The following is a 25,265-nucleotide window of genomic DNA, read 5'->3' on the forward strand; positions in this document are numbered from 1 at the left end:
GTGAACGCCGCCGGTAGAGCTTGGAATTTCTCTGCCCAAGCCCGAAATTCAGCATAGGAACACAGAAGCCGTATATTTGGCTACAGCTGCGCCCGGTGGTGCCAGCCCAATTTTTTCAATGATTTCTGCCACCTCCCTACAGCGCCTGTTCGGCATCAAAACCAGCGAAACCCGTACGGTGGGGCTATTTTTGCTGCACAATTTTCTCCTCGGCATCGGCTCGGTGCTGGTGTACGTAGCGGCCAACGTGCTGCTGCTCGAGCACAACCCCGAGCACAGCCTGCCGCTGGGCTACATCGCCGGCGCGCTGGGCATGATGGCCGTGGGCAAGGTGTACACGTATTTCGAGCACCACTACCTGCTCAAGAAGCTGGCCGTGCGCGTGCTGCTGGCCGTGGTGGCCCTGACCGGGGCCATGGGCACGCTGGTAGCGGTGGGCCACTCGGTGGTGGCGGCCGTGGCCATTATGGTGGGCTACCGCATCATCTACCTGCTCACTAACCTGGAGTTCTGGGGGGTGTCGGCGGTGGTGTTCGACGTGCGGCAAAGCAAGCGGCTGTTCAGCATCATTAGTTCCGGCGACATGCCGGCCAAGGCCCTTGGAGCGTTGCTGGCGGCCCTCATTCACGGCGATGCGCAGCTGCCGGTGCTGCTGGGCGTATCCTTCGCAGCCTACGTGGGGGCACTTTTTGCCCTGCGCTCCACCCTGCGCTCGCACACCGTAGAAGCCGTGGCCCGGCCCGTGCGACGGGTGCAGCGGGCCCCGGGCAACATTGTCCGGCAGCTGTTTGGTGGCAGCGAGCTCGTGCTGGCCATGTGCCTGAGTTTGGTGGCCATTGCGGCCGTGCTCACCGGCGTGGAGTACATGTTTTTTATCAACGTGAAGCACAAGTTTCACGAGTCGGAGGACATCACCCGCTCGGTGGGCTGGATACTGGGGCTGACTTATCTCGCGGCCATGTTTTTCAAGCTGCTGGTAAGCCGGCAGGCCCTGGAGCGCTACGGCGTGCAGTGGTCGCTGCGGCTGCTGCCGGCGGTGGCGCTGGTGGCACTGGCCGGGTTTGGGGGCGTGCAGCTGGTGGGCACCTACACCCAATCGGGGTTGCTGATATACTTCTGCGGGCTGTACCTGCTGCTGGAGGTGCTGCGCCGCACCGTGTTCGACCCCGTTTTTCTGGTGTTGTTCCAGCCCCTGGCGCCGCCGCAGCGGCTGGCGGCCCACACACTGGCCAAGGGCTTTTATGAGCCGCTGGGCATGGGCCTAACCGGCCTGCTGTTCTTTGGGCTGCGCTACGCGGGCCTGCTCGATGGCTGGGTGCCCTTTGCCTGGATGGGCGGACTGCTGGTGCTGGCCCTGCTGTTTTTGGCCCGCACCTACCGTAGCTACCTGGCCGAGCTGAAGGAAGGCCTGAGCCGCCGCTTTGCCGAAACCGCCGAGCTGGCCCTGCCCGATGCCGCGCTGCAAGTGGTGCTGGCCCACCTGCATAGCCCCCGCCCCACCGAGGTATTGAACGCCGTGGCCTGGCTGCGCCAGCGCCAGCCGGCGGCTCTGGCCGGCCACGCACCCACCCTGCTCGAACACCCCGACGAGCGGGTGCGCCTGGCGGTGCTGGCCATTGCCGAAGTGCGGCCCTTGCCCGCCGAAGCCCTGCACGCCCTGGCGCTGCGCGACCCCGCCCCCGCCGTGCGCGAAGCCGCCGCCCAGCAATTGGCTGCCACTGCTCCCGAAGCGGCGGCCTCCATGGTGGCGGCGCTGCTGACCGGCAGCGACATGGCCGCACGGCAGGGCGCCATCCGGGGCAGCCTCGAGGCGGCGCCCCTGAACCCGCTGGCCCAAACCAGCCTGCACGACTTGTTGCAACACCCGTCGGCCGCGACCAGCGACGCCGCCCTGGCGCTGCTGGGCTTCTTCCCCTTCGATACGCAGGAACAGCTTGTTGAAAGTAGCTTAGCCAGCGGCGAGCCCCAGGTAGCAGAAACGGCCCTGAAAGCCATTGGCACGGTGGGCCATACCAAGCTCACGCACTACCTCTTGCGGGCGCTGAGCGACAAGCAGCGCTGGCAGCCCGCCGCCGACAGCCTGGTGGAGCTAGGCCCCGCCGTGGTGCCCTTGGTGCGCGATGCCTTGCACCGCAAGCCCGGTGCGGCCGCCATGCACCGCCTGGCCACGGTGCTCGAGCGCCTGCCCGGGCCCGCCAGCCGCGCCGCGCTGGTAGAGCTGGCCCAGGGCAGCAACCTGTTTTGCCGGGCTGTGGCTTTGCGCGCTTTGCGCCACGCCCCGGCTGTGCCCGCCGATGCGCCCGTGTTTGAACACCTGCTGCGCGAGGAATTCAACCTGGCGGCCCAGCTGCTGCGCGGCCTCGTGGCCGACCGCCGCCCCGCCCTGCACGCCACCGTAGACTATGAGCTGATGCAGCTGCACCAGCGCGTGTTCGGCATCCTGGCCCAGCTCTACGACGCCGACCTGGTGGCCACGGCCCAGCGCAACGTGGCCCACGCCGCCCGCGAGCGGCAGGCCAACGCCTTGGAAATCCTCGACAACCTGATTCCGCGGCCCATTTACCAGGGCCTGCAGGCCCTGCTCGACGACACGCCAATAGCGGAAAAAGCGCGGCTTTTCGCCACGCTTACGGCACCTGCTCAGCCAGCCCGTACCCGACTGATGCCGGCCGGCTATGGTGCGGTATCAGCGCCAGAGCCCCCTACTCTTACTGCCGAACCCTTGCCGGTTTTCCTGCTTCGGCAAGGCCCTACTGCTTTCTCCTCCTGGACGTTGAGCCTGGCCTTGCGCCACTGGCAGCCCACCGAAGCCGATGCGCCGGCGTTGCTGCAGCCCTACCTGCAATCGCGCAATGAGCTGCTGGCCGAAAGTGCGCAGCTGGCCGCGGCAGCCCTTGCGGCCCACACCGGCCAGCCCTTACCCGCCCCATCCCATTCCACCGCTATGAGCCACTCTCCTGCCACCGCCGAAGCCCGCATTTCCGCCCTGGAGCGGGTCGTGGTGCTCAAAAGCACCGCCCTGTTTGCCCAAACGCCCGAAAACGTGCTGAGCAGCATCGTGCCCATCATGAAGGAGGTAACCTTCAACGAGGGCGAGGAAATCTTTGCCAAAGGCGACATCGGCACCTCGCTGTTTATCCTGCACGACGGCCAAGTGGGCATCTTCAACGGCAACCAGCAGTTGGCCACCTTCGGGCCCGGCGACTTCTTCGGCGAGCTGGCCCTGCTCGATGCGGAGCCCCGCTCGGCCTCGGCGGCAGCGCTCAGCCAGGTGCTGGCCTTCCGCCTCGACCAGGAAGATTTTTACGACCTCATGGAAGAGCGCGGCGAAGTGCTGCGCAACATCCTGCGCATGCTGTGCCAGCGCATCCGGCTGCAAAACGAGAAAATGCGCGAGCTGGCGCATTAGCGCGGCGGGCAGTACCGGCTGGAATTTCAGCTCAACCTATCCCGTTTCCTGGCTTAAACACAAAAAACGCCTGGTGCTTGTGCATCAGGCGTTTTTCAGTTTATGGCGCAGGAGCGTTACTCCACTACTTCGTAGATTTTCACGGGCTGGGCTTTGTTTTTCAGCTTCACCTCGCTCACGTACTGGCACTTGAAGGATTCTTTTACCTTGAGGTAAACGGCTTCGCTGATGATGACCTGGCCGGGCTTGCCGGAGGCCTGCAGGCGCTGGCATGTGTTCACCACGTCGCCGATAATGGTGTAATCCAGCCGCTTGAGCGAAGCCGAGCCGATGTTGCCCGACACCACTTCGCCGGTGTTCACGCCAATGCTCACCTCGGGGCGGTACTCGAAGCCCGGGGGCAGTGGGGCGTCGCTTTGGTGCAAGGCGGTGCGGGCCGACAGGGCCGCGTCGATGGCGCGGTCCAGGTGGTGCTCGCCGCGGAATACGGCCATCACGGCGTCGCCCATAAACTTGTCGACGTAGCCGCCCTGCGCAATTACTTCCTTCACCATCAGGTCGAAGTAAGTGTTGAGCAAGGTCACCACGTCGGCCGGCTGGAGCTGTTCGGCCAATGAGGTAAAGCCGCAGATGTCGAGGAAAACCACCGTGGCTTCCACGGTTTCGCTGGCCATGAGGCGGTTTTCAAAGTCGGGCCGGGTCATGAACTTGAGCACCGTTTCATCGACGTACATCTTCAGGATGTTGTTTTCCTGGATGGCGCGGAGCGTGTCGCGCAGCTGGCGCACCTCGTCGGCGGTCTTTTCGATGGTGACTTCCAGGTCGTGGAAATCGACGGGCTTCACCACAAAGTCGAAGGCGCCGCGGTTCATGGCGGTGCGCAGGTTGCCCAGGTCGCCGTAGGCCGACACTATCACCGTTTTCATGGTCGGGTGCTCGGTGTGGGTGCGGGTGAGCAGGGTCAGCCCGTCCATCACGGGCATGTTGATGTCGCTGAGGATGATGTCAGTATCCGGGTTTTGCAGAATGCGCTCGAGGGCCTCTTGTCCGTTGTTGGCGAAAACGAACTCATAGGCATTCTCACGGATTTTGCGCCGGAACTTTTGCTTGATGAGCAGTTCGAGGTCGGCTTCGTCGTCGACCACCAGGATTTTCGTCTTCATATCAGTAGGTAGTACTCGGTATTCAGTTATCAGAAGCCGGCCGGCAGCACAGGCGCTTGGGGTGGTCGCCAGGGGTTCGCTACTAGCCAATCAATATCGACAACCGAATTAGGGTAGCAGTTGCAACAATTTTTCTTTGAGCACGACAAAATCCACTGGCTTGGTTAAGAGGTCGTTAGCGCCGAGCTCCATGGCCTGTTTAAAGATGTCATTATCTCCGTACGCCGTAATCATCATCATAGTAGTGGGGGGCATGTCAAATTCCTCCTTTACGTGGCCCAGCAGCTCCAGCCCGCTCATGCCAGGCATGTTGATGTCGGAAAGAATAATCAGGACTTCGGAATGGTGCTTCCGCATGAACTGCATGGCTTCTTCGCCCGAAAACGCAAAGCTGAAGTTAAACTCGCCGCTGCGGATTTCGCGCCGGAAGCGCTGCAGAAACAAATCACGCACATCGGTTTCATCGTCAACGACCAGGATTTGCATGGGTAGATTTTTCATGGATATTTCTGTACCAAAGGTAGGTCGGGATAACAGTTAAGCTGGCAGGGTAACCACAAATTCGGTACCTCGGCCCTCCTCGCTCTCCACGGCGAGCGTGCCGCCGTGGCCGGTGGTCACAATGTCGTGGCTGAGCGACAGGCCCAGGCCCGTGCCTTCACCCACGGGCTTGGTGGTGAAAAACGGGTGGAAAATCCGGGCCTTCACCTGCTCCGACATGCCGGTGCCGTTGTCGCGGATGCGGATTTCAACTTTGCCGGGCAGCGCGTGGGTGGTCACCGTGACTTCGGGCTGGTAGTCCGCGCCGGGGCCTTCGGGGCCGGCATTTTGCCGCTGGCGGGCCTGCAGGGCATGAAAAGCGTTGGTAAACAGGTTAATCAATACCCGGCTCAGGTCCTGCGATACCACGGCCACGGCAGGCAGCGTGGGGTCGAAAGAAGTAGTGAGGCGGGCCGAGAAGTCCTTTTCCTTAGTGCGCAGGCCCTGGTAGGCCAGGCGCAGGCTTTCGTCGACGAGGGCGTTGAGGTCGGTGGCTTCGCGCTGGCCGGTGCCCGTGCGCGAGTGCTCGAGCATGCCCTTGATAATGGACGTGGCCCTTTGGCCGTGCTGGCTGATTTTCTGGAGGTTCTGCTTGAGGCCGGCCAGGATTTCCTGTTCCAGCACCGAGTTGCGGGTGGGGTCGCGGTGGTCGCCGGATATTTCATCGACGAGGTCGGTGCTCACTTCGGCAAAGTTCTTCACGAAGTTGAGCGGGTTTTGCAGCTCGTGGGCAATGCCCGCCGTCAGCTCCCCCAGAAAGGCCATCTTCTCGCGCTGCACCAGCTGGTCCTGGGCGGTTTTCAGCTCGGCCAGCGACTGCTGCAGTGCTTCTTTGGCGCGCTGCTGCTGGCGGCCGTGGCGGCCCAGCAGCAGCGCCAGCGCCAGCAGCCCCACCAGGCCGGCCACCAGCCCGTAGGTGCGGTAGCGGGCCTTGAGGGAAGCCTGGCTGGCCGCCGCCTCCTGGGCCCGCTGCTGCTCGCGGTAGTTCAGGCTTTGCAGGCGCATCACCTTCTCCTGGCCGAAGAGGGTGTCCTTCATCACCAGCATCAGGCTTTGGTATTTGAGGGCGCTGTCGGCCTGGCCGCGGGCTTTAAAATCGTGGGTAAGCAGGGTGCTGGCATTGAGCACGCCGCGCAGAAAGCCGTTGGTTTGGGCGGCCTGGCAGCCGAGGCGGGCGTAGTAAATGCTCGAATCGGTGCGGCCAATCTGCTGGTAGAGCGTGGCCATGCCCACGTAGGCAAAGTTGAGGCTGCGCAAATGCTGCACCTTTTTCGACTCGGCGATGCTACCGCGGTAGAAGGCCCGGGCCTGGTTGAGCTGGCCCTGCTTGCGGGCCACGTTGCCCAGGCCGTACAAAATGTAGTTGGTGGGCGTGCCCAGGCGGCGCGCCAGGGCGTAGGCCCGCTCCTGAAAAATGCGGGCCGAATCGAGCTGGTTGAACAGGTCGTAGGCCAGACCGATGTTGCTTAGCTCAATTACCACGCGGCGCTCATCGTGGAGCTGCTCGCCCAGCTTGAGGGCGCGGAAGTAGTACGCCAAGCCCTGCCGCTGGTCGCGCAAGTACACGTAGATAATGCCAATGCTGCGCAGGTTCTGGGCCTCCAGGGCCGGGTCGTGGGTGGCCTTGGCAATGCGCAGCGACTGCTGGAACACTTCCAGGGCGCGCGCCAGGTTGCTTTCGCGCAGGGCCGCCCCTAGCCGGTTCAGCGCCTCGCCTTCGCCGCGGTGGTAGCCAATGCGGCGGGCGAGCGAGAGGGCCTTGAGGGCATACACGGCGGCCGAATCGGTGTGCTGGGTCCAGAGCTGGTCGCTGACTTGGCAGAGCAGCATCACGCGGTTGGTATCGGCCTGGGGCTGGGCCAGCAGGTGCCGGAGGCTGTCGATGGCCAGGCTTTGGGCCGGGGCTGCCAAGGCATCCGCCCGCGCCGAAAGCGGCCCGAGCAGCAGCACCGCAATCAGCAGCCAACTAAGCCGGACAAACACGCGAAAACCAAGAATCGGAGTAAAAATTATGCTCAATATGCTAAACCTGAAGAAAGCAAACAATAAACTTGGTGTTTGTGCTCTCGGTGCGCTTCACCGGGAGCGGGCCGCCGTTGGTTTGGTTGAGCTGATTAAGCTCGTCGCTAAGCCCAAACCCATTGGCTGACCAGTATGTTCAGGGTAGAATAAAGGCGGAGAAGTGCTGGAAGCAGGCGGGCAAAAGGGGCGTAATCAGGCAGAAAACTAGGGGTTGAAAAATACGTCGGTACGGTAGCTGCCTACTTGCTAATTGGGCAAGAATACGATGCGTGCGTAGCCGGCCAGAAGTGCCCGAGAAGAGCTGGCCGGCAGAAAACCGGCGGCTAACCACCCTGGTTAATAGGCAAGCTAATCAGAAACTCAGTGAACTCCCCTTCCCGCGATTCGACGGTGAGCGTGCCGCTGTGGCCCTGGGTTACAATGTCGTAGCTCAACGAGAGGCCCAGGCCGGTGCCCTCGCCCGAGGGCTTGGTGGTGAAGAAGGGCTGGAAGATTTTTTGCCGCACCGCCTCAGGAATGCCCAGCCCGTTGTCCCGCACCCGGATTTCGACATGTTCACCCCGCTGCGTGGTGCGCACCGAGACCGTGGGCGCATACCCGGCTTCGCCTTGCAGCTGGCGCTGGCGCACGGCATAAAAGGCATTGCTGAACAAGTTTAGCATCACCCGCCCGAGGTCCGGCCCAATGGCTTCGACCTTGGGCAGTAGGGGCGAAAAATCCGTGTCGAGGGTGGCGTTGAAGGTCTTGTCTTTGGCCCGCAGGCCCTGGTAGGCCAGGCGCAGGTACTCGTCGGCCAGCTGGTTGATGTCGGTGGGCTGGCGCTCGCCGGTGGTGGCGCGGCTGTGCTCCAGCATGGCCTTCACAATACTGGCCGCCCGCTGCCCGTGGTGATGAATCTTTTGCAGGTTCTGGTCGATGTCGTCGAGCAGCTCGCCCTCCAGTGTGGGGTCGCGCTCCGAGCGGCATTGCTCTTCGCGCAGCTCGCCGAGAATTTCCACGGTCACGTCGGCGAAATTATTGACGAAGTTGAGCGGGTTCTGAATCTCGTGGGCAATGCCTGCGGTGAGCTCACCGAGGCTGGCCATTTTTTCGGACTGCACCAGCTGGGCCTGCGTGGTGCGCAGCTCCGTGAGGGCCGAGCGCAGTTCCTCAGCCTGGTGTGTGAGAGCCAGGGTGCGCTCGGTTACCAGGCGTTCAAGCTCTACGTTTTGGGCCTCGATGAGACGCTTGGCTTTTTCTTCTTCCTCGCGCTGCAGGCGTTCCTTTTCGAGCGTTTTTTTCTGGTTGCGGGCAATGATGACGAACGTAATGAGCCAGATAATGGCAAAGCCCTGGGTGGTGTCCAGGGCGTCGTCGTAGCGCTTGGACAGCTGCCCATCGGAACCCGACACAATAAATTCTACCAGGTGATGCAGCAGAAACGGCGTGAGCGCCAGCAGCAGCGTGCGCGCCGGCCGATAGTCGCGCACAGCTACCAGCACCACCCCCATGGTGAGCAGCACAAACAGCCAGTAGGAATCGGACAGCAGCGGGCTTCTTATCTTAAAAAGCTGGGCTACTACAAACAACACCACCGCCGGCACCCATATGTAGCCAAGCAGCTTGTTCCAGCGGGCCAGCCGGCTGGGCAAGTCCAGAAACCGGCGCAGGCCCCGCACCATCAGCACCGCCAGCGGTGCCAGCATCAGAAGTTCACCGTAACCAGGCGAGTGTTTCATTTCACAAAAGAAGCAGTGGCAGAGGGCTCAGTGAGAGAGGATAAGCACAATATTAATAGAAGGAAGGCCAGTCGAAACGACCACCCCACAACACCAAGAACCTATTGGTCTATTGCAACTTGAGCCAAGAATAAGCCAGAATTGGGCTAAATATAGCCACTTGTGAATAATAGGCGACGCAAACGGCCGTCCTTAGCTGGCCAGGCCGTCGGCCCGACCGGTTTCGGCTGGCAAAACAATTAGGAACTCGGTGCCGCGGCCTTCCTGGCTTTCCACGGTGAGGGTGCCGCCGTGGCCCTTGGTCACGATGTCGTAGCTGAGCGACAGGCCCAGGCCCGTGCCCTCCCCCACCGGCTTGGTGGTGAAGAAGGATTGAAAGACCTTTTCCCGCACCTCCTCCGGCATGCCGATGCCATTATCCCGCACCCGGATTTCCACGGCCTGGTCGGCCGTGCGGCGGGTGCTGATGGTGACGGCCGGCACGTAGGCGCTGGCGGCGCCGGGGTCCGCGGCGGTGTGGCGCTGGCGCACGGCGTACAAGGCATTGGAGCACAGGTTGAGCAACGCCCGGCCCAGGTCCTGCGGCACCACGGATACCAGGCCCAATTCCGGGTCAAAGTCTTTTTCGAGCTCGGCCCAGAAGGCGTGGTCGTTGGCGCACAGGCCCTGGTAAGCCAGCATCAAGGACTCCTCGGCCAGTTGGTTGAGGTCGGTGGGCTGGCGCTCGCCAGTGCCGCTGCGGGCATGCTGCAGCATGTCGCTGATAATGGACGACGCCCGCTGCCCGTGCTGGCTGATTTTCAGCAGGTTTTGCTTTAAGCCCGCTATTATCTCTTGCTCCAAGTCGGCGTGGCCGGGGCGGCCGTTGGCGCCGGCGGCGGGCTCGTCCGAGAGCATGGCCACGCTCACTTCGGCGAAGTTCTTCATGAAGTTGAGCGGGTTTTGCAGCTCGTGGGCAATGCCCGCCGACAGTTCGCCCACGAAGGCCCACTTTTCGGCCTGCACCAGCTGGCCCTGGGCGGCGCGCAGCTCGTCTTGCTGGCGCTTGAGCAAGGCATAGGCCCGGCGCTTTTGGCGGTTGTTGCGCCAGAGCACCGCGCTCAGTAGCCCCACGGCGCCCAGGCTCAGCAAGGCCCCCAGCAGAAACAAGCGCTGCTCGCGATTTTGCTCTTGAATCAGCTGGCTGTTTTTGGTAAGCAGCCCAATTTGGGCCTGTTTTTTGGCCAAGTCGGCGCGGTACTCCAGCACCGACGCCCGCCGCTGCAAGTCACTGCTGTTCAGGGCATCTTTGTAGGAGCTGAATAGCTGCTCGTAGCGGTAAGCATCGGCATACCGCCCTTTTCGGAAGGAGGCCTGGGCCAGGATTTCGCTGGCATCGCGGCTCAGGGTTTTGGCGCCGCTGTGCTGCGAGGCCTGCAGGCTCTGCCGCCCGTAGGCCACGGCGCTATCCAGCTGCCCGGTATGCAGATAAGCCCGGGCCAGTAGCAGCTGGGCACGCGGAATCTCCCCCAGCGCTTTGATGCGCCGGGCCCGCTTCAGGCCCCGAAAGCCGTAGCTAAAAGCCTGCGGGAAGTAGCCTTGGCGCTCCTGCATGTCGCCGATGTTGATGTCTTCGAATACGATGGTAGCCTCGTCGCCCAAGCGTTGGGCAATGCTGGCCTCCTGCTCGTAGTTGCGTTGGGCCAGCGCCCACTGGCCCTGTATCTTGTACAGGTCGCCGAGGCCAGAATAGGCATGGCCAATGCTCAGGGGGTCGCCTGATTCGTTGGCCCACTGCAGACCGTGGATAAGGTAAGTCTTCGCATGGGCATACTCGCCCAGAAAGGTACTGGTAATGCCGAGCTGCGTGTTGAGAAAGGCCAGCCATTTCTGGTCGTGCTGGGCTTCGGCCAGTTTCAAGCCCTCCAGGTTAGCCGTCAGGGATTTGGCGTACATGCCCTGCTCCGAGTAAACGCAGGACAGGTTGTATAGGCTGCGGGTCTGGCCCACGCGGTTGCCCACCTGCCGGAAGGCCTCGCGGGCTTGCTGGGAATACGTTTGGGCCAAATCGTACTCGCTGCGGTGGCGGTAGTAGAAGCCCAGGCCCAGCTGCGCTTCGGCCGCGCCCGCCGTGTAGCCCAATTGCGTGGACAGGCGCAACGACTCCTGAAACAAGGCCGCCGACTCCTCAGCCGCGTTGTTGCGCAGGGCCAGGGCCAACGCATTGAGGTACTTAATCCGAACGGTATCGACTTGGGGATGAGCCTGCACCAGGCCCCGCAGACTATCTGCGCCCGGAGCCTGGGCCCGCAAGCCAAATGGTGCCAGCAAGGCAAGCAGCCATAAAATAAAAGCCCTTCTCATGCGACGTAAAGAAACTGCCAAATGGTCGGGCAACCACTACGCCCGAGCCGAATGCCCCGGGCATTCGGCTGTTTCCCCACGTGTTCGTCCGTCCAAGCTCTAAACACGCGCTATCGGCCCAGAGGCAATCGGATGAGAAACTCGGTGCCGTAGCCTTCCTGGCTGTGCACCGTGAGCGTGCCGCCGTGGCCCTTGGTCACAATGTCGTAGCTGAGCGAAAGGCCCAGGCCGGTGCCTTCGCCCGCCGGCTTGGTTGTGAAGAAAGGCTGGAAGACCTTTTCCTGCACTTCGGGCGGCATGCCCGGGCCGTTGTCTTTCACCCGGATTTCTACCGCCCTTCCGGCTCCGCGCGCGGTGCTCACGGCCACGGTGGGCTTATACGCCTCCTCGTCGGGTGCTTGGCCCGCAGAAGCCAGGGCTTCCTGCTGCTGGCGCTGGCGCACGGCATACAGGGCGTTGGTGCACAAGTTGAGCAGCACCCGGCCTAGATCCTGGGTCACCACGGACACCAGGTCCAGGCCCGGGTCCAGTTCGGTGGCCAGGTGCGCTTGGAAAGTCTTGTCGTGCGCGCGCATGCCCTGGTAAGCCAGCGTGAGCTGTTCCGTGGCCAGGGCGTTGAGGTCGGTTGGTTCGCGCCGCCCGGTGCCCGCGCGGCTGTGCTCGAGCATGCCCTTGATGATGGCCGAGGCCCGCTGCCCGTGCTGGCTGATTTGCTGCAGGTTCTGCTTCAGCCCTACCAGTATCTCGCCCTCGAGCCCGGCACTGCTTACGGCGCCATCGGCTCCGCCGTGCATGTCTTCGACTAAGTCGGTGCTCACCTCGGCGAAGTTCTTCATGAAGTTGAGCGGGTTCTGCAGCTCGTGGGCAATGCCCGCCGTGAGCTCCCCCAGAAAGGCCATCTTCTCGGCCTGCACCAGCTGCGACTGCGCTTGGCGGAGCTGGGCCAGCGTGCGCCGGTTCACGCGCAGCTGCCGGTAGATGAATACGCCCAGGCCCGATACCAGCACTATGGCCAGCAGCGCCCCGAGCAGCAGCCAGTTGCCGAGCCGCAGGCGCACGGCCTGCACGGCCTGGGCCTGGCGCAGGTCGTTTATCTGCGCGTTCTGGGCTTGCTCCACCCGCTCGTTCTCGTACTGCGCAACGTGAAAAGTATTCTGCGCGGCGTTGAAGGTATCGGCCAGGGCGATGTAGGCACGGGAATAGCGCTGGGCTGCGGCGGGCCGGCCCTGGGCGTCGTAAAACGCGGCCAGCTGCTGCAAGTACCTGGGGCGCAGCCGGTCGAGCTTGGCGGCCGTGGCTTTCTGGTAAGCCAAAAGCCAATGGGCTTCGGCGCGGGCAAAATCATGCCGGGCGGTGTAGTATCGGGCCCAAACGGCGTCAAGCTCAAATTCGCCCGGCTTGTCGGACAGGGGCAGGTGCAGCGAATCGCCGAGCCGCTGGGCCCGCTCGAGGAGCTGGCCGGCGGGCTCTATTTGCTTCATTTGCAGCAGCACGGCGGCTTTTTGCACCAGCCCGTGGGCCTGCGACAAGCCCCGGTCGGCGGCATCGCTTATCCGGGCGGCCAGGGCCGAATCGGAGGCTTGCAAGGCCGCCGCGTACTGGTGCTCCAGCAGGAAGAGCTTCGACAGGGCCAGGAAGGTAAAAACGCGGTTTTGGCCCTGTACTTGGCGGAATTCGGGCAGGGCGCGGGCCATGCTCAGGTACTGCACGGCCTTGTCGGTATTGCCCCAGTCGGCATAGATGGCCCCGGTCACCAGCAGCTCGTTGATGTACAGTTTCCGGCTGAACTGCTGCGCCATGTCGGCGGCGCGCAAGCTGCTGTTGATGGCCCGGTTGTAGTCGCCCGTGCGCCGGTAGTAGGCTCCCTGCGAGAGGTAGCAGGCGGCAGTGTTTTCGGTGGCATCGCGCAGCCGGTAAAACGCCAGCTTCTCGTCGTAGTACTGCTTGCGCGCCGCCATGGCATTGGAGCGGTTGTAGAACGTCACCAGGTCGATGAGCAGCCAGGGAATGGGGCGGCCCAGCCGGTCAAAGTCCGCCACGGCGGTTTTCATGGAATCCAGCGCGGCGGGGTGGCCCTGCTTCCAGAGCGTGAGGCCAGTGCGCAGGCGGCGGTAAGGGGCATCGTCCAGCACCTGCAGCCGCTGGTTCAGGGCCAGGAGTTGGTCGAGCAAAGGCAGGGCTTGCGGGTTGGTGGGATGCAGGTCGAGCAGGTGCACCACCGTGCGCAGCCGGGCGGAATCGGCGCGCTGCCTGGCCAGCACGCGGGTTAGCGAATCATAGTCAGCGTCCCAATAGCGCCGTTGGGCCAGCAAGGGCCCGCTCATTGCCCAAACTGCTAGTGCCGTAAGAATCCATTTCATAGGCACAGCAGCGGCATAAAATAAATAGCCGCGACGCGCCGGCAGCCCAAGCGTTGCGGGAGAGGCCCCGGCAACTCAGACAAGACCCGGTCGCTTATAATTATCATCGCGAATAGAAATGTAGTAAATTTATTAAAAGCTCGGGGTGAATATGGCTACGCGCAGGATTCCAGACCGGGAACATAAAAACCTGATTGTTCAGCGTGTAGCGTCGAAGGCGTTCCTGTGGTGCGGTTCATATGGAGAATACACAGCGCTGCACAGGAGCTGCTTAGGCTGAATAATGCGGTAGCTTGAGCAAACGACCTGTTTCAAACCGAACGCTATTATTTTTCAATGCGAAGACACCTTTACTTATAAGGATGCTAAGGTAAGTAGTTTCTCACATTCCGACATGCAAGTATTAGCATTTGCCATTTTAAGTCAGGTGGTTTCCGCGGCTAGATAAGATTCCGGAATGCCAGCCCAACGGCGCCTGCTTAGGCGCAGCTTTATCCGGTAGAAGGCCGGTCCGCCCGGAACGTCAGTTCAATAAAAAGCTCTTCTGTACATTGCCTTGGCGCACTTTTAGCAATAAATCTTTCACCGGTCGGCAGCTGTTTTAAAGCTGGATTGGCACGTTTTAGGCTCTGGGGCCCGGGAGTTTCCCCGACTTCAGATTTTCATCACTTGCTTTACCATGCGCCGAGCCATCGGCAATAGTTTCACTCGCATGCACGCCCAAGCTGCCGAAGATTTTATCCTGAAAGAATTGAAGCACGGCCTCGCGCCGACGCTCTACTACCACGGCCTGCACCACACCCTCGACGTGACGGCCGTGGCCATGGAGCTGGCAGCCGCCGAAGGCATTACCGATAGCGAAGACCTGGCGCTGCTGCGCACGGCTTCCCTCTACCACGATACCGGCTTTTTGAGCACCTATAAGGGCCACGAGGCGCAGGGCTGCGAGCTGGCCCGCGCCACCCTGCCGGGTTTCGGCTACGCCCCCGGGCAGGTAGAGCGGGTTTGCGCCATGATAATGGCCACCGAATACCCCCAGCATCCCCGCAGCCTCCTGGCCCAGATTCTCTGCGATGCCGACCTCGACTACCTGGGCCGGCCCGATTTCGAGCCCATTTCCACCAGCCTGTTCCATGAGCTGATGGCCCGCCAGCTGCTCGCCGACGAGCGCGCGTGGTTTCAGCTTCAGGCCGACTTTCTGTCCCATCATCACTTCTGGACGGCCACTGCCGTGGCCCGGCGGGCAGCGCCCAAGCAAGCCCGGCTCAAGCACATCCAGGGCCTGCTGGCCAACTGGCCCACGCCAGTACAACCCGCGTAAGGCAATTCATGAAGCTTATCCTCCTCTCGCCGTCCCACTCGGTGGCCGACGAAGTGCCGCTGGTGAGCGAGATGCTGGGGCTGGGCCTGGCGCGGTTTCACGTGCGCAAGCCAGGCTGGAGCCAAGACGAAATAGCGGCGTACGTGGCCGGCATCCCGGCCCGGTACCACGCCCGGCTGGTGCTGCACTCGCACCATGCGCTGGTCTCAGAATTAGGCCTGGGCGGCGTGCACCTCACGGCGGCCGCCCGGGCCGCCCTAGCCACGCGCCCGCCGTTGCGCCCCGGCCAAACGTTATCCACCTCTTTCCACACGCTGGCCGAAATCAGCCAGCACCGGCGCCGCTACGACTACGTGTTTCTCAGCCCAATTTTCGACAGCCTGAGCAAGGAGCAGTACCCCGCGGCCTTCGACCTGCAGGCAGTGGCCGCCGTGCTCCGGCAGCTGCCGCGCCGCACCACGTACGCGCCGCAAGTAGTGGCCCTGGGCGGCATCGAAGCGCACCGGCTGGCCACCGTGCAGCAGGCGGGCTTTGCAGGAGCCGCCGTGCTGGGCGCCGTGTGGCAAAGCTCCGACCCAGTGGCCGCGTTCCGCGGCCTGCAATCAATAGTCGGCCAGCCCGTTGCGCAGTGAATAGACCTCGGCAAAACCATGGGCCAGCAGCAGTTGAGCTGCTTTCTGACTGCGGATGCCGCTGGCGCAATGCACCACCACGGGCGTGTCGGCTGCTATTTCCGCGAGCTTATCGGCCAGCTGTCCCAAAGGCAGCAGTTGCCCGCCAATATTGCGCTGAGCATGCTCGTGCGGCTCGCGCACATCGAGCAATTGCAGCGACCGGCCGCTCTGCTGCCACGCCTTCAGCTCGTCGGCGCTGATTTCTGGGGCGCGCCCGGGCGCCGCTACCATCGGGGCTTCCCCACAGAAAGCGGCGTAGTCGGGGGCCAGCGCGGTGAGCTGCTGGTTGGCCGCCACTGCCCGGAAGCGAATGGTTTGGAACTGCATGCCCAGGGCGTCCACCATCAGCAGGCGCCCGCTCAGCACCTCGCCCAGCTCCAGGATAATCTTCAGGGCCTCAGCGGCCTGCAGGGTGCCTACGAGACCCGGCAGCACGCCCAGCACCCCGATTTCGGCGCAGCTGGGCGCGTCGCCGGGAGCGGGCGGCTCGGGGTATAGGCAGCGGTACGTGGGGCCATTTTCGTAGTTGAAGACCGATACCTGTCCCTCAAATTTAAAGATGGCCCCAAACACCAACGGCTTGCCCAGGATGACGCAGGCATCGTTCACGAGGTAGCGGGTGGCAAAATTATCGGAGCAATCCACCACCAGGTCGTAATCGGCAAACAGCCCCAGGGCATTATCTGCCGAGAGGTGCAGCTGGTGCGTGCGCAGCTCAATAAAGGGGTTTTGCGCGGCCAGCTTTTCGGCGGCCACCACAGCCTTGGGCCGGCCCACGTCGGCGGTGGCGTACAGCACCTGGCGCTGCAAGTTGCTGTCGTCCACGGTATCAAAGTCCAGCAAGCCTAGGGTGCCCACGCCGGCGGCGGCCAGGTACTGGAGCACGGGGCAGCCCAAGCCGCCGCAGCCCACCACCAACACCTTGGCGGCCTTCAGCTTGAGCTGGCCGGCCAGCCCAATTTCGGGCAGCAGCAGGTGGCGGCTGTAGCGGTTGGTTTCGGCGGCGGAGAAGGAAGCTTCGGCAGGGCTCATCGGGCGAGGGCAGTGAGCGTGGCATCCCAGTCTTTCCACACGGGCTCGTAGCCCTGGCGGCGCAGCATGGCCGCTATTTCGGCCGGACTGCGCTCGTCGGATATCTCAAACTGCTCCAGCGACTCTGGCGCTACCACGTAGCCGCCGGGGTTGGTCTTGGAGCCGGCGCTGATGCTGGTGATGCCAAGCTTCACCACGTGGTCGCGGAAGGTGGGGCTTTCGCGGGTCGAAATCGACAGCTCCACTTCTTCGTTCAGCAGGCGGTATGCACAAATGAGCTGCACCAGCTCCCGGTCGCTCATTTCCACCTTGGGCTGCAGCAGTCCTTCGGCCGGCCGCAGCCGCGGAAACGACAGGCTGTACTTGGTCTGCCAGTAGGTTTTTTCGAGGTAATCGAGGTGCAGGGCCGTGTAGAAGCAGTCGGTGCGCCAGTCTTCCAGCCCAATAAGCACGCCCAGCCCCATTTTGTGGATGCCGGCGCGGCCCAGCCGGTCGGGCGTGTCGAGGCGGTAGTTGAAGTTCGACTTCTTGCCCTTGGGGTGGTGCTTTTTGTAGTCGTCGCGGTGATAGGTTTCCTGGTACACCAGCACGGTGTTCAGGCCTTCGGGAATCAGGCGCTCGTAGTCTTCTTGGTCCAGCGGCTGCACCTCCATGGAGAGGTGCGCGAAGTGCGGCCGCAGCGTGCGCAGAGCTTTTTCCAGGTAATCGACGCCCACGGTCTGGTTGGCTTCGCCGGTCACGAGCAGCACGTGGTCGTAGCCCCAGTCCTTGAGCACGGCGGCTTCCTGCAGCATTTCCACGCTGCTCAGCGTGCGGCGCCGGATTTTATTATCCAGGCTGAAGCCGCAGTAGGTGCAGATGTTCTGGCACTCGTTGCTCAGGTACATGGGCACGTAGAGCTGCACGGTGTTGCCGAAGCGCTTGCGCGTGAGCTGGTGGCTGAGTTGAGCCATTTGCTCCAGGTACGGCGCGGCTGCCGGCGAAATCAAGGCCTTGAAGTCTTCCAGCATGCGGCGCGGCGCAGCCAGGGCCCGCTCCACATCGGCCGCCGTCTTGGCGTAGATGCTGGCCTTGACGTCGTCCCAGGGCTGGGCTTCAAAAATGGGTTGAAAGCTCATTGTTTGTTTTCAATAAAGGATTCCCGAACGTCATGCAGAGCGTAGCGAAGCATCTTTACCGCGCCTATTGTCATGCTGACGCAGGAAGCATCTTATCAGGTTAGCACGACTCGTTCAACGGTGATAAGATGCTTCGCTGCGCTCTGCATGACAGATGGCGCGGGCGAGATGCTTCGCTCTGCATGACGGGGTTGTCCATGTGCTACATATCCAAAAACGCCGTGAGCGGCGAGCTGGCCACGGCCTCGTGGGCCACCGGCGCGGCCAGCCGCGCCTCGTAGGCCATGCGCCCGGCTTCCACGGCCATTCTAAACGCCGTGGCCATGGCCACCGGCTTCCCGGCCACCGCAATGGCAGTGTTCACCAGCACCGCATCGGCGCCCATTTCCATGGCCGCGGCTGCGTGCGAAGGCGCGCCGATGCCCGCGTCCACCACCACCGGCACCTTGCTCTGGCCGATGATGATTTCAAGGAATTCGCGCGTGAGCAGACCTTTATTGGAGCCAATGGGCGCGCCCAGGGGCATTACGGCCGCCACGCCCACTTCCTCCAGGCGCTTGCACAGCACTGGGTCGGCGTGGATGTAGGGCAGTACCACGAAGCCCAGCTTCACCAGCTCCTCGGCGGCTTTCAGCGTTTCGATGGGGTCGGGAAGCAGGTACTTGGGGTCGGGGTGAATTTCGAGCTTGAGCCAGTTGGTTTCCAGCGCCTCGCGGGCCAACTGGGCGGCAAATACCGCCTCCTTGGCGGTCCGCACGCCCGAGGTATTCGGCAGCAAACTGAACTGCGGGTGCGACAAGTGCCGGAGAATGTCGTCTTCGGCATCGGCCACGTCCACCCGCTTCAGGGCCACGGTCACTAATTCGGAGCCGGACGCCAAAAGGGCTTCTTCCATCAGCACCGACGAGCTAAATTTGCCCGTTCCGGTAAACAGCCGGGAATTAAAAGTACGGCCAGCAATGACCAATTCTTTATTTAACATAATAATTAAATAGGATTTACAGCCGCTAACTCCTTGACAAACAGACCCGCCGTTTCGGCTGGATTGCTCGCCTTTCCAATGGCGCTCGAGACCGCCACTCCGTGCAGGCCGGTGGTGGCCAGCGCTTCCACGTCGGCCAGCGTGATGCCCCCGATGCCGATGATGGGCACCGTCAGCCCCGCTGCCTGGCATTGGCGCAGGATTTCGGTGTAGCCGCTCAGGCCCAGAATTGGGCTGAGGTTTTCCTTGGTGGGCGTGAAGCGGAACGGCCCTAGGCCCACGTAGTCCACGCCGGCTTCGGCCAGACGCTGCACGTCGGCAAAGGTGTTAGCCGTGCCGCCGATGATGAATTTTGAGCCAAGCATTTCGCGGGCTTCGGCGGCCGGCATGTCGGCCTTGCCCACGTGCACGCCCTCGGCCCCGATTTCCTGGGCCAAGCGCGGGTTGTCGTTGATGAGCACCGTGGCCCCGTAGCGGCGGCACACGGCCTGCGTGTCCAGCGCCAGCTGCTTCCAGATGGCGGGCGGCTGGTTTTTCACCCGCAGCTGCACCCAGCGCACGCCGCCCTGGCAGGCCAGTTCGGCCGCCGCCGCGTTGGTGGTGATGTAATGCAGCGTGTTAATTTTCATGATTTCAGTTGCTAAAATGCCGGGGCCACTGAGTAGCCCGGCGGGTGCGCGGCGCTATTTTTTACTGCTGCTGTGGTACCCCAGCAGCGTGTCGTTGCTGGCCAAAAACGCCGTGGTGTAGTCCTTGCCAAGGCGGCAGGCTTCTACCAGCTTCTCCCCTTTCGCCAGTTGCGCCAGCACCGCGGCCGACAGCACGCAGCCGCTTCCGTGCTTCTCGCCGTGCGGCAGGCGCGGCGCCGAGAAGCTATGCCACTTGCCATTGGCAAACAGCACGTCGGTCGAAACGGCTCCGTCCTGGTGCCCGCCCTTGAGCAGCACGGGGCAAAAGGCGCTCACGACCTGAGCCGCAACGTCGGCGGCTTCTTCGCCGGGCCACAGCCGCAGCATTTCGGGCTGGTTGGGGGTGATGAGGGCCATTTCGACGCACAACGCCTGCAGCAGCTCACGGTCGGTTTTGCGGTGAAACTCATAGCCCGCGGAGGCCTTGAGCACGGGGTCCCATATCAGTTGCAGGCGCGGGTTTTGCACCTTCAGCCAGCCCACTAGCTCCAGGAGCTGGGGCAGGCTTTCCACCAGCCCAATTTTCACGAAATCAACTTTGAAGCGGGCCAACAAAATGCGAATCTGCTCGCGGATTTCGGCGGCCGGCACCCAGTGCACTCGCTCAAACGACACGTCGTTTTGCACCGTGAGGGCCGTACACACGCCCAGGCCGTACACCCCGTTGGTTTCCAAGGTCTTAATATCCGCCAGCAAGCCCGCCCCCGCGCTGGGGTCGAAGCCGGCAATGCTCAGGGCAAGGGGGCGCTTGTTGGGCATGATGTGGGGAATTTCAATTAGAATTGAGTCCGTCATGCTGAGCGTAGCCGAAGCATCTCGCGTGCAGCAGTAATCAAATGCTAATGCAACGAAGCGGTAGAGATGCTTCGGCTTCGCTCAGCATGACAGACTCTAGATTTTAAAAGCCCTACAGGTAAATCTCGCTGCCCTTGTTCACAAACTCGCGCGACTTTTCGGCCATGCCACTGGCCAGCACCTCGCTAGCGGTCAGGTCTTGCTTGGCGGCGTAGTCGCGCACTTCCTGCGTGATTTTCATCGAGCAGAAATGCGGGCCGCACATCGAGCAGAAGTGGGCCACTTTGGCGCCTTCGGCGGGCAGGGTTTCGTCGTGGTATTCGCGGGCCGTATCGGGGTCGAGGCTGAGGTTGAACTGGTCTTCCCAGCGGAACTCGAAGCGGGCCTTGCTCAGGGCGTTGTCGCGGTACTGCGCACCGGGGTGGCCTTTGGCCAAATCGGCGGCGTGGGCCGCGATTTTGTAGGCAATCACACCGTCTTTCACGTCCTGCTTGTTGGGCAGGCCGAGGTGCTCCTTGGGCGTCACGTAGCACAGCATGGCCGTGCCAAACCAGCCAATCATGGCGGCCCCGATGGCCGAGGTAATGTGGTCGTAGCCGGGCGCAATGTCCGTTGTGAGCGGGCCCAGCGTGTAGAAGGGCGCCTCGTGGCACTCCTTCAGCTGCTTGTCCATGTTCTCCTTGATGAGGTGCATAGGCACGTGACCGGGGCCCTCAATCATCACCTGCACGTCGTGCTTCCAGGCAATTTTGGTGAGTTCGCCCAGTGTTTCCAGCTCAGCGAACTGGGCTTCGTCGTTGGCATCGGCAATGGAGCCGGGGCGCAGGCCGTCGCCCAAGGAGAAGGCCACGTCGTAGGCCTTCATGATTTCGCAGATTTCCTCGAAGTGCGTGTAGAGGAAGCTCTCTTTATGGTGCGCCAGGCACCATTTAGCCATAATGGAGCCACCGCGCGACACGATACCGGTCACGCGCTTGGCGGTCATCGGCACGTAGCGCAGCAGCACGCCCGCGTGGATGGTGAAGTAGTCCACCCCCTGCTCGGCCTGCTCAATCAGTGTGTCGCGGAACAGCTCCCAGGTCAGGTCCTCGGCCTTGCCGTTTACCTTTTCCAGGGCTTGGTAAATGGGCACGGTGCCTACCGGCACGGGGCAGTTGCGGATAATCCACTCGCGGGTTTCGTGGATGTTTTTGCCGGTGCTCAAATCCATCAGCGTATCGCCGCCCCAGCGGCAGCTCCACACAGCCTTATCTACCTCTTCCTCAATTGAGGACGTAACGGCCGAGTTGCCGATGTTGGTGTTGATTTTCACCAGGAAGTTGCGGCCTATAATCATCGGCTCGCTCTCGGGGTGGTTGATGTTGGAAGGGATAACGGCGCGGCCAGCGGCCACTTCCTGGCGCACAAATTCGGCCGTGATATGGCCTTCGGGCGTGTTGGCGCCGAAGCTGTGGCCGCGGTGCTGGGTGCGCAGCGGGTCGTCGGCGGGCAGCTCGTCGAAGCGCTGGTTTTCGCGGATGGCGATGTACTCCATCTCGGGCGTGATGATGCCCTTCTTAGCGTAGTGCATCTGCGACACGTTGTAGCCCGGCTTGGCGCGAAGGGGGGCCGCAATGTGCTCGAAGCGCAGGTGGTCGAGGCTGGTGTCGGCGGCGCGCTGCTGGCCATAGTCGGAGGTGGTGCCGGCGAGGCGCTCCACGTCGCCGCGCTCCACAATCCAGCTTTCGCGCAGGCGGGGCAGGCCTTTTTTCAGGTCAATTTCGACGTTGGGGTCCGTGTAGGGGCCGCTGGTGTCATACACCGTCACGGGGGCGTTCTGCTCGGTGGGGTTCACAAAGTCGAACTTGCGCTCGGTATCGGCCAGCACGATTTCGCGCATGGCCACCCGGATGCCGGGGTGGAGCTTGCCGGACACGTAGATTTTGCGGGAGCCGGTGAGCGGCTGGCGCTCCACCAGCGTCTGGTGCGGAGCCTGGTCTTTTTTCTTCATCTATGGAAGGTTGTGACGGTGAATGTCAATAATTGGCTGTCTTCCTGAGCGCAGCGAAGGACCTTATCACGTCCGCGCCGCTCAATTAGTGTAGTAAGTAATCCTGAAAGTTGCAGCCGTGATAAGGTCCTTCGCTGCGCTCAGGATGACAGACGCATCAGCCGCCCTGCGTGGCCCGGATAATGGTGACCCGGTCGTGCTCGTGCAGGGCGTGGGCAGGCCATTCGACCCGGGGCACCACGGTATCGTTCACGGCCACGGCGAGGCCGCGCTGCTCGGCCAGAGCCAGGCTGGTGAGCAGTTGCGTAAGAGTCTGGGTATCGGCGGTTTCCTGGGGCGAATTGTTAACGTAGCAGACCATGGCAACTGATGAGTTGGCAACGAATCGAACGATAAACAATAGCGGGTGTCGCCGGCCCAATGAGGCCCGCTGCGCACCGATACTTTTCCCTTCGCCGGTATCAGCCGGAGCAGGTTCAAAGGGTATTATCTCAGTCCGGCCAGCCCGGACACCCCTAAAGTTTATACCCAAATCTACGCAATGCCCACCACATAACGGCCACGGCCGCCGGCCCAGGATTTTCCTGGCCCAACATTGCCGGGCGGGTGCGTACTTGCTGGCATGAAACACCGCAAACCGTTCGTCGGCCGGGCTGCCTGGGGCCTGGTCCTCAGCATGGGGCTGACGCTGTGCGCGCAAGCCCAGAAAGCCACGCACCAATTGCCCATCACCCCGGCCACGGCGGCCTGGGGCTACTACGATGCCGCCGCGGCGCCAGTGCTGCGTATAAAATCCGGCGAATCGGTGGAGGTGCACACCCTCATTACGTCCACCCCCGCCCGGCTGGAAGGCGCCGGCCTGCCCCCGGCCCAAGTGGAGCCGGCCCTGCGCGACATCACGGAGCATGTGACTAACAAAGGGCCGGGCGGCCACATCCTCACCGGCCCCATTTTCGTGGAGGGCGCCGAGCCCGGCGACGTGCTTGAGGTGCGAATTCAGTCCGTGAAGCTGGCCATTCCTTACGCCTACAATGCTTTTGGGCCCAAGAGCGGCTTCATTCCAGAGGATTTTGGCTACGCCAAGATGAAAATCATTCCGCTGGATGAGAAGAAGATGGTAGCGCACTTTGCCCCGGGCATCGACGTGCCGCTACGGCCGTTTTTTGGGAGCATGGGCGTTGCGCCACCCGCTGCCTCGGGCCGCATCAACAGCGCGCCGCCCGGCATTCACGGCGGCAACCTCGACAACAAAGAACTGGTGGCCGGCACCACGCTGTACCTGCCGGTGCATGCAGCAGGCGCGCTGTTTTTCGTGGGCGACGGCCACGCCGGCCAAGGCAACGGCGAAGTCGACATCACGGCCCTGGAAACCTCGCTCAGTGGCACGCTGCAGTTCATCGTGCGCAAGGACCTGCACCAAACCTGGCCCCGCGCCGAAACGCCCACGGCCTACATCAGCATGGGCTTGAACGAAGACCTGACCCTGGCCGCCAAAGACGCCGTGCGAGAAATGATAGCCTTTCTGGTAGCTGAGAAGCACCTGACGCGCGATGAGGCTTACATGCTCTGCAGCGTAGCCGGCGACCTCGACGTGACGCAAGTGGTGGATGGTACCCGCGGGGCGCACATGATTATGCCGAAAAGCATTTTCGGGAAGGCGGCAAAGGAAAAGAAAAAGTAATAAGCCCGTCCTGCTGCGTGGAACCTCACCCCCGGCCCCGGTTCGCTTGAGGCGCGAAGCCAAAAGAGAGGGGAGCCACGGCTCAAGTTTTAGCTCAATTTTAAATGAAAAGGCCCAGCTCAAGTGAGTTGGGCCTTTTTACTTTCAATCAATTACTGTTCGGCTCCCCTCTCCCCATGGAGAGGGGCCGGGGGTGAGGTTCCGCCGGACGGACGTTCCGCACTGCAGGACGTCATATTTTACTATCACCTTTGCATCAAAACCAAAAAATCCAATACCTTCGCTACATACGCGCCGCATTCAACCCACCTTCTGGCTTTCATGCAAAAAGCTCTACTATTACTCTTGTTGCTGAGCACCCCGGTTCTGGCCCATGCCCAGGTCGATTCGGTGCGGGCCAGCACCCTCCCGGGCCCGCAGTTGGCCGAAAAGGCCTACAACAGCGGCCTGGCTAGCTTCAATGCCCAGAGCTACCCGGCCGCCCTCCGCAGCTTCGACCAGGCCATTGCCGCTAAGCCCGATTTTGCGGCCGCGTACACCAACCGCGCCGCCACGCGCTACGAGCTCAAAGAGTACCCGCAAGCCCTGGCCGACTACGACCAGGCCCTGAAGCTGGAGCCCGGTAACTACGCCGGCTACTTCGGCCGGGCACGGGTGCGGGAAGCCCAAAATCAGCTCAACGAAGCCGACCAGGACTATTCCGAAGCGCTGAAGGCCAAGCCCGACTACGCCCCGGCCTGGTACAACCGCGGCGTGCTACGCTTCGAGAAAGGCGACTACCAGGCCGCCCGCAACGATTTTGACGGCGCCATCAAGGCCGACCCGCAGCTGGCTTACGCCTACCACGACCGCGGCAGCGCCAACCAGAAACTCAACAACTACGCCGCTGCCACCCAGGACTATACCAAGGCCCTGGCGCTGCAGCCCGAGTTGCTGCCGGCCCTGCTCAACCGGGCCACCGCCGAGCGCCGCACCGGCCAGCTGCCCCAGGCCCTGCGCGACTACGACACCTACCTCGCTAAGAAGGCCGACAATGCCCTGGCCTTCAGCAACCGCGGCAGCGCCCGCTTCGAAAACAAAGACTACGCCGGCGCCATCGCCGATTTCAGCCAGGCTATCAAGCTCGACGCCACCTACGCTTTCGCTTGGAATAACCGCGCCGCCGCTCAGCTCAAGCTGGAGAAATACGCTCAGGCCGCGGCTGATGCCAGCGAGGCCATCAAGCTGAAGCCCGACTACGCCGAAGCCTTCCTGAACCGGGGCCACGCCCGCGAGATGCTGCGACAGGCCGACGAAGCCTGCCAGGACTGGCGCAAAGCCGCCGAATTGGGCCTGACCGTGGGGGATAATTATGCGGCGGCCGCCGGCTGCGCAGGCGAAGCAGCGGAGTAGGATTGCATCAGAACGTTATTCATTAGTCCGTCATGC

Annotated in this window: 18 protein-coding genes and 1 riboswitch; of the genes, 5 read left to right on the top strand and 13 right to left on the bottom strand. The window is 62.5% G+C overall.

Translation table 11 applies throughout. The features are described 5' to 3' along the window. Positions 1–118 precede the first annotated feature (118 nt). Positions 119–3,409, top strand: coding sequence for a cyclic nucleotide-binding domain-containing protein (locus LJ738_RS01570; protein ID WP_227784577.1), 3,291 nt, complete (start codon positions 119–121; stop codon positions 3,407–3,409). 116 nt (positions 3,410–3,525) lie between these two features. On the opposite strand, the gene LJ738_RS01575 is transcribed toward LJ738_RS01570, so the two are convergent. From LJ738_RS01575 to LJ738_RS01600, 6 genes are all read right to left on the bottom strand, one after another. Further along, positions 3,526–4,572, bottom strand: coding sequence for an adenylate/guanylate cyclase domain-containing protein (locus LJ738_RS01575; protein ID WP_068191280.1), 1,047 nt, complete (start codon positions 4,570–4,572; stop codon positions 3,526–3,528). A 108-nt stretch (positions 4,573–4,680) separates the two neighbouring features. Next, positions 4,681–5,058 (bottom strand): response regulator, encoded by a 378-nt coding sequence (locus tag LJ738_RS01580; RefSeq protein ID WP_068191278.1) that lies wholly within the window; start codon positions 5,056–5,058, stop codon positions 4,681–4,683. 51 nt (positions 5,059–5,109) lie between these two features. Further along, positions 5,110–7,095 (bottom strand): tetratricopeptide repeat-containing sensor histidine kinase, encoded by a 1,986-nt coding sequence (locus LJ738_RS01585; RefSeq protein ID WP_227784578.1) that lies wholly within the window; start codon positions 7,093–7,095, stop codon positions 5,110–5,112. Between the two features lie 362 nt (positions 7,096–7,457). Further along, positions 7,458–8,852, bottom strand: coding sequence for a sensor histidine kinase (locus tag LJ738_RS01590; RefSeq protein ID WP_227784579.1), 1,395 nt, complete (start codon positions 8,850–8,852; stop codon positions 7,458–7,460). A gap of 192 nt (positions 8,853–9,044) precedes the next feature. Beyond that, entirely contained in the window at positions 9,045–11,162 is a 2,118-nt protein-coding gene (locus tag LJ738_RS01595) for an ATP-binding protein (RefSeq protein WP_227784580.1), read from the bottom strand. Between the two features lie 143 nt (positions 11,163–11,305). Further along, complete coding sequence (locus LJ738_RS01600) at positions 11,306–13,555, bottom strand: sensor histidine kinase (RefSeq protein WP_227784581.1); 2,250 nt, start codon at positions 13,553–13,555, stop codon at positions 11,306–11,308. Positions 13,556–14,267: 712 nt separating this feature from the next. Between LJ738_RS01600 and LJ738_RS01605 the strand changes: the two genes are divergently transcribed. Both LJ738_RS01605 and LJ738_RS01610 read left to right on the top strand, forming a co-directional pair. Further along, positions 14,268–14,876 carry an HD domain-containing protein gene (locus tag LJ738_RS01605; protein ID WP_227784582.1) on the top strand — a complete coding sequence of 203 codons (609 nt, stop codon included), beginning with the start codon at positions 14,268–14,270 and terminating at the stop codon, positions 14,874–14,876. 8 nt (positions 14,877–14,884) lie between these two features. Continuing rightward, complete coding sequence (locus tag LJ738_RS01610) at positions 14,885–15,508, top strand: thiamine phosphate synthase (RefSeq protein ID WP_227784583.1); 624 nt, start codon at positions 14,885–14,887, stop codon at positions 15,506–15,508. On the opposite strand, the gene moeB is transcribed toward LJ738_RS01610, so the two are convergent. The 7 genes from moeB to thiS all read right to left on the bottom strand — a co-directional run bounded on the left by moeB (position 15,479) and on the right by thiS (position 22,517). After that, positions 15,479–16,582 (bottom strand): molybdopterin-synthase adenylyltransferase MoeB, encoded by a 1,104-nt coding sequence (moeB, locus tag LJ738_RS01615; protein WP_227784584.1) that lies wholly within the window; start codon positions 16,580–16,582, stop codon positions 15,479–15,481. The two genes, LJ738_RS01610 and moeB, sit on opposite strands and share 30 nt — an antisense overlap. Beyond that, positions 16,579–17,700 carry a 2-iminoacetate synthase ThiH gene (thiH, locus tag LJ738_RS01620; RefSeq protein WP_227784585.1) on the bottom strand — a complete coding sequence of 374 codons (1,122 nt, stop codon included), beginning with the start codon at positions 17,698–17,700 and terminating at the stop codon, positions 16,579–16,581. The genes moeB and thiH overlap by 4 nt, the downstream gene beginning before the upstream one ends. Before the next feature lie 202 nt (positions 17,701–17,902). Beyond that, on the bottom strand, positions 17,903–18,682 hold the full coding sequence (locus LJ738_RS01625; RefSeq protein WP_227784586.1) for a thiazole synthase: 780 nt from the start codon (positions 18,680–18,682) through the stop codon (positions 17,903–17,905). Positions 18,683–18,687: 5 nt separating this feature from the next. Next, the gene (locus tag LJ738_RS01630; protein ID WP_227784587.1) at positions 18,688–19,311 is read right to left on the bottom strand and encodes a thiamine phosphate synthase; all 624 of its coding nucleotides are present in this window, start codon (positions 19,309–19,311) and stop codon (positions 18,688–18,690) included. Positions 19,312–19,365: 54 nt separating this feature from the next. After that, complete coding sequence (gene thiD / locus LJ738_RS01635) at positions 19,366–20,166, bottom strand: bifunctional hydroxymethylpyrimidine kinase/phosphomethylpyrimidine kinase (protein ID WP_227784588.1); 801 nt, start codon at positions 20,164–20,166, stop codon at positions 19,366–19,368. Positions 20,167–20,278: 112 nt separating this feature from the next. Beyond that, positions 20,279–22,156, bottom strand: a complete 1,878-nt coding sequence (thiC, locus tag LJ738_RS01640; protein ID WP_227784589.1) for a phosphomethylpyrimidine synthase ThiC — start codon at positions 22,154–22,156, stop codon at positions 20,279–20,281. A gap of 157 nt (positions 22,157–22,313) precedes the next feature. Next, complete coding sequence (thiS, locus tag LJ738_RS01645; protein WP_227784590.1) at positions 22,314–22,517, bottom strand: sulfur carrier protein ThiS; 204 nt, start codon at positions 22,515–22,517, stop codon at positions 22,314–22,316. 69 nt (positions 22,518–22,586) lie between these two features. Then, positions 22,587–22,683: riboswitch (TPP riboswitch) on the bottom strand. Positions 22,684–22,778: 95 nt separating this feature from the next. On the opposite strand from thiS, the gene LJ738_RS01650 reads away from it, so the two are divergent. Together LJ738_RS01650 and LJ738_RS01655 are read left to right on the top strand one after the other, a co-directional pair. Further along, positions 22,779–23,837 (top strand): acetamidase/formamidase family protein, encoded by a 1,059-nt coding sequence (locus LJ738_RS01650; RefSeq protein WP_227784591.1) that lies wholly within the window; start codon positions 22,779–22,781, stop codon positions 23,835–23,837. A 321-nt stretch (positions 23,838–24,158) separates the two neighbouring features. After that, positions 24,159–25,229: a tetratricopeptide repeat protein gene (locus LJ738_RS01655; RefSeq protein WP_227784592.1), complete on the top strand. Its 1,071-nt coding sequence runs from the start codon at positions 24,159–24,161 to the stop codon at positions 25,227–25,229. The last annotated feature ends 36 nt before the right edge of the window (positions 25,230–25,265 follow it).

This window comes from Hymenobacter plasmatis, from assembly GCF_020711255.1.
GTDB lineage: Bacteria > Bacteroidota > Bacteroidia > Cytophagales > Hymenobacteraceae > Hymenobacter.